The organism is Streptomyces sp. NPDC059917, assembly GCF_042730635.1.
GTDB lineage: Bacteria > Actinomycetota > Actinomycetes > Streptomycetales > Streptomycetaceae > Streptomyces.
Map to the genome: position 1 here is coordinate 1 of NZ_JBHWLC010000147.1, position 9,579 is coordinate 9,579.

Consider the following 9,579-nt stretch of genomic DNA (forward strand, 5'->3'; position numbering starts at 1 on the left):
ACGCCCGGTTACATTTCGAACCCGGAAGCTAAGCCTTTCAGCGCCGATGGTACTGCAGGGGGGACCCTGTGGGAGAGTAGGACGCCGCCGAACAACCCGCCCTTTTAGCTCAGTCGGTAGAGCGTCTCCATGGTAAGGAGAAGGTCAACGGTTCGATTCCGTTAAAGGGCTCCAAAGAAAAAGGCCCCCGCCATTTGGCGGGGGCCTTTTTTGCGTTCAGGACCCGATCCCATCGGATCCGACGGTCGGTGGGGCCCGACAGGGCCCCGGACCGACCGTCGGTGGAGTGCTCAGTCGCCGGCCTGGGGCTGGGGGACGCGGAGGGCGAGGATGGCCATGTCGTCCGAGGCGGGCTCCGCGGCGAAGCGTTCCACCGCGCGCAGCACACGGGCCGCGACCGCGCCGGCGGTGAGACCGGTACACGTGGTGAGGACCTCGGTGAGGCCGTCGTCGCCCAGCATCCTGGTGCCCTCCCGGCGTTCGGTGACGCCGTCGGTGACACAGAGCAGGACGTCTCCCGGGTCCAGCGTCAGGGTCTGCTCGTAGAGGTCCAGGTCCTCGATCACGCCCAGCAGGGGCTGCGGGTCCGCGGCCGGTACGACCTCGCCGTTCGGGCGCAGCCGGAGCGGGAGCGGGTGGCCCGCGCAGACGACCTTCATCAGGGCGCTGCCGTCGGGCTGCGGGTGCAGTTCGCCGTAGAGCAGGGTGAGGAAGCGGCTGCGGGCGCCCTCGTCGAGGATGGCTGCGTTGAGGCGCTCCAGGACGGCCGGGCCGCCGAGGCCCTCGCGGGCCAGCAGGCGCAGCGCGTGCCGGGCGAGGCCGGTGACCGCCGCCGCCTCCGGGCCCGTACCGCACACGTCGCCGATGGCGAAGCCGTACACCCCGGGGCGGATCGGGAAGACGTCGTAGAAGTCGCCGCCGACCTCGTTGCCCTCGCCGGCGGCGCGGTAGATGACCTCGACCTCCATGCCGGGGATGGCCGGCGAGCCCGGCGGCAGCAGGCTGCGCTGGAGGGAGCGGCTGATCGCGGTGCGCTCGGAGTACAGCCGGGCGTTGTCGAGGGCCAGGGCCGCCCGGCGGGAGAGGTCTTCGGCCAGTTCGAGGATCTCGTGGCGGAAGTGGTCCTCGCTGGGCTTGCCCAGGGTGAGCAGGCCGATGACCCGGTTGCGGGCCCGCAGGGGCAGTACGACGGTCTCGCCGCCGACCGCGACGGAGGCCTCGGGCCAGGCGCACGCACCGGATTCGGGGAGGGCCTCGGGCGGGGTGACGCGGGACAGCAGGACCTTGAGGTCGTCGATGCGCTCCTCGTCTTCGTGCAGGACGAAGGACAGGAACGGGTCCGAGGACTGGTCGGCGATGGTGTAGACGGCGCACCACGTGGCCAGGGTCGGGACGGTCATCTGGGCCATCAGGGCCAGGGTCTGGTCCCGGTCGAGGGTGCCCGCGAGCAGGTCGGAGGCCTCGACGAGGAAGGAGAGCGAACCGCGGCGCAGCCGTTCCAGCTCGCCGAGGCGGGCGGATTCGACGGCCAGGGCGATCCGGTCGGCCGCGAACTGGAGGCGCAGGGCGTCCTCGTTGGAGTAGCGGTCCGGGCCTTCGGCGGCGATGCCGAGGGAGCCGGTCAGGCGGCCCTCGACCTTGAGCGGGACGGTGACCGCGGAGCGCATGCCGGTGGATTCGAGCAGCGGGACGGCGCCGGGCACGGCGGCGAGGTCGTCGTGGACCGCGGGCATCCGGGCGGAGCCGTACCGGTTGGTGCCCGCCTCGACGGGGACCCGGGCGAAGCGCTGGCGGGTCGAGGGCAGGCCCGTGGTGGCCCGTACCTCCAGCTCGGTCTCGTCGTCGGTGGCCAGCAGGAGGAAGGCGGAGTCGGCGTCCAGGAGGTCGCGGGCGCGTTCCACGGTGCGCTGGAGCAGGCCGTCGAGGTCGTCGGGGGCGGGGGAGCCGATGAAGATCTCGAAGGGGTCGGCGGTGCGCGGCTCGCTGAGGGCGGCGCCGTCGGCCGGGACCCTGACAGGGGTCTGGAGCAGGGCGCGCTCGTCGTCGTGGACGAGCAGGCAGACGATCGAGGGCTCGCCGTGGGCGTCCCGGACGCGCAGGTGGGAGGCGTAGACGGGGATGACCCGGCCGTCGGCGCCGCGGATGCCGTAGCTGCCCTCCCAGCGGGACAGGCGCAGGGCCTCGGCGATGCCGGTGCCGGTGCCGGGGGTCTGCGGCCAGGCGGCGAGCTCGGCGAGGGGGCGGCCGACGGCCTTCTCGGCCGGGTGGCCGAAGATGTGCTCGGCGTCCTCGTTCCAGGCGGTGACCTGGTCCGCCGCGTCGATCTGGACGACGGCGACCCGTACGCGGCTGTCGGCGAGCGGGAGCAGCTGGTCGGGGACGACCGGGCCCGCGGAGCGGGTACCGACCGGACGGTCCGGCAGGTCGAGGCGGAACCACACGTGCTTGTGGGTGGCGGTGTACTCGACGCCCCAGCGGGTGGCGAGGGCCGCGCAGAGCATCAGGCCGCGGCCGCTCTCGCGGTCCGGGTCGGCGTAGGGCCGCTCGCCGGGGTACTCCAGCGGCAGGGCGCGTTCCGGATAGCGGTCGGCGACCTCGACCCGGACGCCGTCCTCGGCGCGCAGGCACAGGACCTCGGCGCGGGTTCCGGCGTGCACCACGGCATTGGTGACCAGCTCGCTGGTGAGCACCACCGCGTCGTCGACGATGTCCGAGAAGCCCCAGCCCTGGAGGGCGTCGCGGACGAAGGCGCGGGCGGCGGCGACCGAGCGCCCTAGGGGGTCGAAGCTGGCAGCGGCCCGTGCCGTGATCACAAGTCTCCTCCGACGCGGTTGGACATCGGGTGCCAGGTTACTTACCTTCGCGGGCGGCGCGGTGCGGTCGTCGGGTATTCCCCCCACAGGGTGTGGACCGTGTGCGAAGGTGCCGAAGTGTTATGGCCTGGTTCGGCGGGGGTGAAACACTGGGCAGGCTTGAAGAGCCGGGTCGCGTGGAGTCAGGACCCGGTGGTGCGGTCGACCCTTTCGGGAGGGACACGGTGGAGTCTGGCGTAGCGACGCGCAGGACAGGTGCGCGTGCGAAGGGCGGACGGTCCCGGCGGGGGAGTACGACCGAGGTCGACACCGCCGCGTTGAACCGCCTGCTCACGGCTTTGGTGTCGATGCGGGACGGGAACTTCCGCAAGCGGCTGACGGTGTCCGGCGACGGTGTGATGGCGGAGATCGCCGCCGTCTACAACGAGGTCGCCGACCGCAACCTCCACCTGACCGGAGAGCTGTCCCGGGTCCGGCGGATGGTCGGGCGCGAGGGCAAGCTGAGCGAGCGGCTGGAGACGGGGGCCTGCGAGGGCTCCTGGGCGGCCGCGATCGACGCCTCGAACCAGCTCGTGGACGACCTGGCGCGGCCGGTCTCCGAGGTGGGCCGGGTGCTCTCGGCGGTCGCCGACGGTGACCTGGACCAGCGGATGGACCTGCGGACGCAGGCGGCCGAGGGCACCGGGCACCCGTTGCGCGGCGAGTTCCTCAAGATCGGGCGGACGGTCAACAACCTGGTCGACCAGCTGTCGGCGTTCACCGACGAGGTGACCCGGGTGGCGCTGGAGGTGGGCACCGAGGGCAAGCTCGGCGGCCAGGCCCAGGTGCGCGGTATGTCCGGTTCCTGGAAGGACCTGACCGACTCCGTCAACACCATGGCGTACCGGCTCACCGCCCAGGTGCGTGACATCGCTCTCGTCACGACGGCGGTGGCCAAGGGCGACCTGTCGCGCAAGGTCACCGTGCACGTGGCCGGTGAGATGCTCCAGCTGAAGAACACCGTGAACACGATGGTGGACCAGCTGTCGTCCTTCTCCTCCGAGGTGACGCGCGTCGCCCGCGAGGTGGGGACCGAGGGCGAGCTGGGCGGCCAGGCGAAGGTGCCCGGGGTCGCGGGCGTGTGGAAGGACCTGACGGACTCGGTCAACACCATGGCGGGGAACCTGACCGCGCAGGTGCGCGGGATCGCCCAGGTGACGACCGCGGTGGCCAACGGGGACCTGTCGCAGAAGGTCACGGTGAGCGCGCGCGGCGAGGTGGCGCAGCTCGCCGAAACGATCAACCAGATGACCGAGACGCTGCGGACCTTCGCGGACGAGGTCACCCGGGTGGCGAGCGAGGTCGGTGCGAAGGGTCTGCTCGGCGGGCAGGCGCAGGTGCCGGGCGCTGCGGGGACCTGGAAGGACCTCACCGACTCGGTGAACACGGTCTTCCGCAACCTCACCACGCAGGTGCGCGACATCGCGCAGGTGACGACGGCGGTCGCGAACGGCGACCTGTCGCAGAAGGTCACGGTGAACGTGGCCGGCGAGATGCTGGAGCTGAAGAACACCGTCAACACGATGGTCGACCAGCTCCAGTCCTTCGGCTCCGAGGTGACGCGGGTGGCCCGCGAGGTCGGCGTCGAGGGCGAGCTGGGCGGGCAGGCGCAGGTACCGGGCGCTGCGGGGACCTGGAAGGACCTCACCGACTCGGTGAACACCGCCTTCCGCAACCTCACCGGCCAGGTCCGCAACATCGCGCAGGTGACGACGGCGGTGGCCAACGGCGACCTGTCGCAGAAGGTCACCGTGGACGTCTCCGGCGAGATGCTCCAGTTGAAGAACACCGTGAACACGATGGTGGACCAGCTGTCGTCCTTCGCCGACCAGGTCACGCGGATGGCCCGGGACGTGGGTACGGAGGGCCGCCTCGGCGGTCAGGCCCGGGTGGAGGGGGTGTCCGGCACCTGGAAGGAGCTGACCGACTCGGTCAACTTCATGGCCGGGAACCTGACGTCCCAGGTGCGCCAGATCGCGCAGGTGACGACGGCGGTGGCGCGCGGCGACCTGTCGCAGAAGATCGACGTGGACGCGCGCGGCGAGATCCTGGAGCTCAAGAACACCATCAACACGATGGTCGACCAGCTCTCCGCCTTCGCCGAGCAGGTGACCCGGGTGGCCCGGGACGTGGGTACGGAGGGCCGTCTCGGCGGTCAGGCGCAGGTGCCCGGCGTGGCCGGCGTGTGGCGCGACCTGACCGACTCGGTGAACGGCATGGCCGGGAACCTGACCTCGCAGGTCCGCAACATCGCGCAGGTGGCCACGGCGGTGGCGCGCGGCGACCTGTCGCAGAAGATCGACGTGGACGCCCGGGGCGAGATCCTGGAGCTCAAGAACACCCTCAACACCATGGTCGACCAGCTCTCCAACTTCGCGGAGCAGGTCACCCGGGTGGCCCGGGAGGTGGGCACCGAGGGGATCCTGGGCGGCCAGGCCGAGGTGAAGGGGGTCTCCGGCACCTGGAAGGACCTCACCCAGTCGGTCAACTTCATGGCGAACAACCTGACCTCGCAGGTCCGCAACATCGCCGAGGTGACCACGGCGGTCGCGATGGGCGACCTGTCGAAGAAGATCACGGTCGATGCCAAGGGCGAGATCCTGGAGCTGGTGACGACCGTCAACACGATGGTCGACCAGCTGTCCTCCTTCGCCGAGCAGGTGACGCGGGTGGCGCGCGAGGTGGGCTCCGAAGGCATCCTCGGCGGCCAGGCCCGGGTGCGCGGGGTGACCGGCATCTGGAAGGACCTCACCGACAACGTCAACCTGATGGCCAACAACCTGACGTCGCAGGTGCGCAACATCTCGCAGGTCTCGGCGGCGGTCGCCAACGGCGATCTGACGAAGAAGGTCACGGTCGAGGCGCGCGGCGAGGTCGCGCAGCTCGCGGACACGGTCAACACCATGGTCAAGACCCTGTCGTCCTTCGCCGACGAGGTGACCCGGGTGGCCCGCGAGGTGGGTACGGAGGGCCGCCTCGGCGGCCAGGCGCACGTGCCCGGGGTCTCGGGGACCTGGAAGGACCTCACCGATTCGGTGAACTTCATGGCCTCCAACCTCACCGGTCAGGTGCGCCAGATCGCCATGGTCACGACCGCCATCGCCAAGGGCGACCTGACCAAGAAGATCGACATCGACGCCCGGGGCGAGATCCTGGAGTTGAAGACCACCATCAACACGATGGTCGACCAGCTGTCCTCCTTCGCGGACCAGGTGACGCGGGTGGCCCGCGAGGTGGGCACCGAGGGGATCCTGGGCGGCCAGGCCCGCGTCCGGGACGTCGACGGCACCTGGCGGGACCTCACGGAATCGGTGAACGAGATGGCCGGGAACCTCACCCGGCAGGTGCGCGCCATCGCGGCCGTGGCCACCGCGGTGACCCGCGGCGATCTGAACCTCAAGATCGACGTGGACGCGGCGGGCGAGATCCAGGTCCTCCAGGACAACATCAACACGATGATCGCCAACCTGCGCGACACCACCTTGGCCAACAAGGAGCAGGACTGGCTCAAGGGCAACCTGGCGCGGATCTCGGCCCTCATGCAGGGTCGCCGCGAGCTGGACGACGTGGCCTCGCTGATCATGAGCGAGCTGACCCCGGTGGTCTCCGCGCAGCACGGCGCCTTCTTCCTTGCGCTGCCGTCCGGCGCGGCCACCGAGCTCGGCGCCGACGGCGGTCAGGACGGCCCGTACGAGCTGCGGATGCGCGGCAGTTACGCCTACGCGGGCGGCTCGATGCCGACGTCCTTCCGGCCGGGGGAGGGGTTGATCGGGACCGTCGCCGAGGAGAAGCGGACGATCCTGGTGGAGAACACCCCGCCCGGATACCTCAAGATCTCCTCGGGGCTGGGCGAGGCGCCGCCGGCGCACGTGATCGTGCTGCCCGTGCTGTTCGAGGGGAACCTGCTCGGCGTCATCGAGCTGGCGTCCTTCCAGCCGTTCACGCAGATCCAGAAGGACTTCCTCAGCCAGATCGCCGAGATGATCGGCACGAGCGTGAACACGATCAGCGTCAACTCCAAGACGGAGATGCTGCTCAAGCAGTCGCAGGAGATGACGGAGCAGCTGCGCGAGCGCTCCGACGAGTTGGAGAACCGGCAGAAGGCGCTCCAGGCCGCCAACGCGGAACTGGAGGAGAAGGCCGAGCTGTTGGCCCAGCAGAACCGGGACATCGAGGTGAAGAACACCGAGATCGAGGAGGCCCGGCAGGTCCTGGAGGAGCGCGCCGAGCAGCTCGCGGTCTCGATGCGCTACAAGTCCGAGTTCCTGGCGAACATGTCGCACGAGCTGCGCACCCCGCTCAACTCGCTGCTGATCCTGGCCAAGCTGCTCGCGGACAACGCGGACGAGAACCTCTCGCCCAAGCAGGTGGAGTTCGCCGAGACCATCCACGGGGCGGGTTCGGACCTGCTCCAGCTGATCAACGACATCCTGGACCTGTCGAAGGTCGAGGCGGGCAAGATGGACGTCTCGCCGACGCGGATCGCGCTGGTCCAGCTCGTGGACTACGTGGAGGCCACCTTCCGGCCGCTGACGGCGGAGAAGGGCCTGGACTTCTCGGTGCGGGTCTCGCCGGAGCTGCCGGCCACCTTGCACACGGACGAGCAGCGGCTGTTGCAGGTGCTGCGCAACCTGCTGTCGAACGCGGTGAAGTTCACCGACGGCGGCGCGGTGGAGCTGGTGATCCGGCCCGCCGGGGCGGACGTGCCGCAGGCGATCCGGGAGCAGTTGCTGGAGGCCGGTTCGCTGCGCGAGGCGGACGCGGACCTGATCGCCTTCTCGGTGACCGACACCGGGATCGGGATCGCGGCGAGCAAGATGCTGGTGATCTTCGAGGCGTTCAAGCAGGCGGACGGCACGACGAGCCGCAAGTACGGCGGCACCGGGCTCGGGCTCTCCATCAGCCGGGAGATCGCCCGGCTGTTGGGCGGCGAGATCCACGCGGCCAGTGAGCCGGGGCGCGGTTCCACCTTCACGCTGTACCTGCCGCTGCACCCGAGCGAGCTGCCGCCGCAGGGCTACGCGCAGCCCGCGCCCGGTGGCCGCGGGGACCTCTACCGCCGGGCCGCCGAGGTGGCCCCGGTGCTTCCGGCGCCGCCCTCGCTGCCGGCGGCGCCGATGGCCGCGGTGGCGGCGACGCCGGTGCGGCCCGCCGCGGCGCTGCCCGCGGGCGCGTCGGGAGGCGGTGCGCAGGCCGGGGGGCAGGGGCACGGCGGGGCGACGCTGTTCCGGCGGCGCCGCAAGGTCGTGGGCGAGCCGGGCGCGCAGAACGGCGCGCAGGGGTTCGAGGACGACTGGGGTGGTGCGGAGGACGAGCTTCCGGTCGTGCCCCGGACGTACGACTTCCACGGCGAGAAGGTGCTCATCGTCGACGACGACGTCCGCAACGTCTTCGCGCTGACCAGCGTGCTGGAGCAGCACGGCCTGGCGGTGCTGTACGCGGAGAACGGGCGCGAGGGCATCGAAGTGCTGGAGCAGCACGACGACGTGACGGTCGTTCTGATGGACATCATGATGCCGGAGATGGACGGCTACGCGACGACGTCGGCGATCCGGCGGATGCCGCAGTTCGCGGGGCTGCCGATCATCGCGCTGACGGCGAAGGCGATGAAGGGCGACCGGGAGAAGGCGATCGACTCCGGTGCTTCCGACTATGTCACCAAGCCCGTCGATCCCGACTTCCTGTTGTCGGTGATGGAACAGTGGATGCGCGGAAAGTGATCGGCGGAGCGGCGAAGAGGTATCAATTGCTGACTCAGTGTGTCCACATCGGTGTGGGAGGGCGATATACGGGGAACCTTCTGCTCCCCCACACCGTTTCTGCTTCGTGCACAGTGACATCTTGGTGACAGGGTGTGGCGATCTCGGGACTGGGGCTACGATGACCGGCACAAGGACGGACGGCGCACGGAAGCCGCCCGCAGGGGCGGGACCCGGGTCGAGCGCTGTGGCCAGGAGCCGGGGAGGCCCCATGCCGGGGCGAGGAGGACAGGGCATGGTGCAGAAGGCCAAGATCCTCCTGGTCGACGACCGGCCGGAGAATCTGCTGGCGCTGGAGGCCATCCTCTCCGCGCTCGATCAGACACTGGTCAGGGCGTCGTCGGGGGAGGAAGCGCTCAAGGCGCTGCTGACGGACGATTTCGCGGTCATCCTGCTGGACGTGCAGATGCCCGGGATGGACGGCTTCGAGACGGCCGCGCACATCAAGCGGCGGGAGCGGACCCGGGACATCCCGATCATCTTCCTCACCGCGATCAACCACGGTCCGCACCACACCTTCCGCGGCTACGCCGCCGGTGCGGTGGACTACATCTCCAAGCCCTTCGACCCGTGGGTGCTGCGGGCCAAGGTCTCGGTCTTCGTCGAGCTGTACACGAAGAACTGCCAGCTGCGGGAGCAGGCTTCGCTGCTGCGGCTCCAGCTGGAGGGCGGCGGGTCCGGCGGGGTCGAGGGCAAGGAGACGGCGGGCCTGCTGGCCGAGCTGTCCGCCCGGCTCGCGGCGGTCGAGGAGCAGGCCGAGGCGCTCACCAAGCAACTCGGCGAGGAGGCGGCCGATCCGGCGGTGGTCGCGACCGCGGCCCATCTGGAGCGGAAACTGACCGGTTTGCGGCGGGCCCTGGACGCACTGGAGCCGGGCACCGGCGGCGGCCAGCCGATGCTTCCCGCGCAGGCCTGAGCGAGCGGCGCGCCCTCAGCACCCGGTCCCCCGAGCGGGGCCGGGTGCTGAG

At 70.5% G+C, this 9,579-nt stretch carries 3 protein-coding genes, 1 tRNA gene and 1 rRNA gene; 4 read left to right on the forward strand and 1 reads right to left on the reverse strand.

Features of this window, described 5'->3' with window-relative positions:
- Positions 1–93 (forward strand): 5S ribosomal RNA (rrf, locus tag ACFWAR_RS38460); the annotation flags it as partial.
- A 5-nt stretch (positions 94–98) separates the two neighbouring features.
- Positions 99–174: transfer RNA gene (locus tag ACFWAR_RS38465), tRNA-Thr, on the forward strand.
- Between the two features lie 116 nt (positions 175–290).
- Here the strand turns inward: ACFWAR_RS38465 and ACFWAR_RS38470 are convergent.
- The gene (locus tag ACFWAR_RS38470; RefSeq protein ID WP_385788110.1) at positions 291–2,849 is read right to left on the reverse strand and encodes a SpoIIE family protein phosphatase; all 2,559 of its coding nucleotides are present in this window, start codon (positions 2,847–2,849) and stop codon (positions 291–293) included.
- Between the two features lie 188 nt (positions 2,850–3,037).
- On the opposite strand from ACFWAR_RS38470, the gene ACFWAR_RS38475 reads away from it, so the two are divergent.
- Positions 3,038–8,572: a HAMP domain-containing protein gene (locus ACFWAR_RS38475; RefSeq protein WP_385788105.1), complete on the forward strand. Its 5,535-nt coding sequence runs from the start codon at positions 3,038–3,040 to the stop codon at positions 8,570–8,572.
- A gap of 274 nt (positions 8,573–8,846) precedes the next feature.
- On the forward strand, positions 8,847–9,527 hold the full coding sequence (locus ACFWAR_RS38480) for a two-component system response regulator (RefSeq protein WP_385788108.1): 681 nt from the start codon (positions 8,847–8,849) through the stop codon (positions 9,525–9,527).
- Positions 9,528–9,579 lie beyond the last annotated feature (52 nt).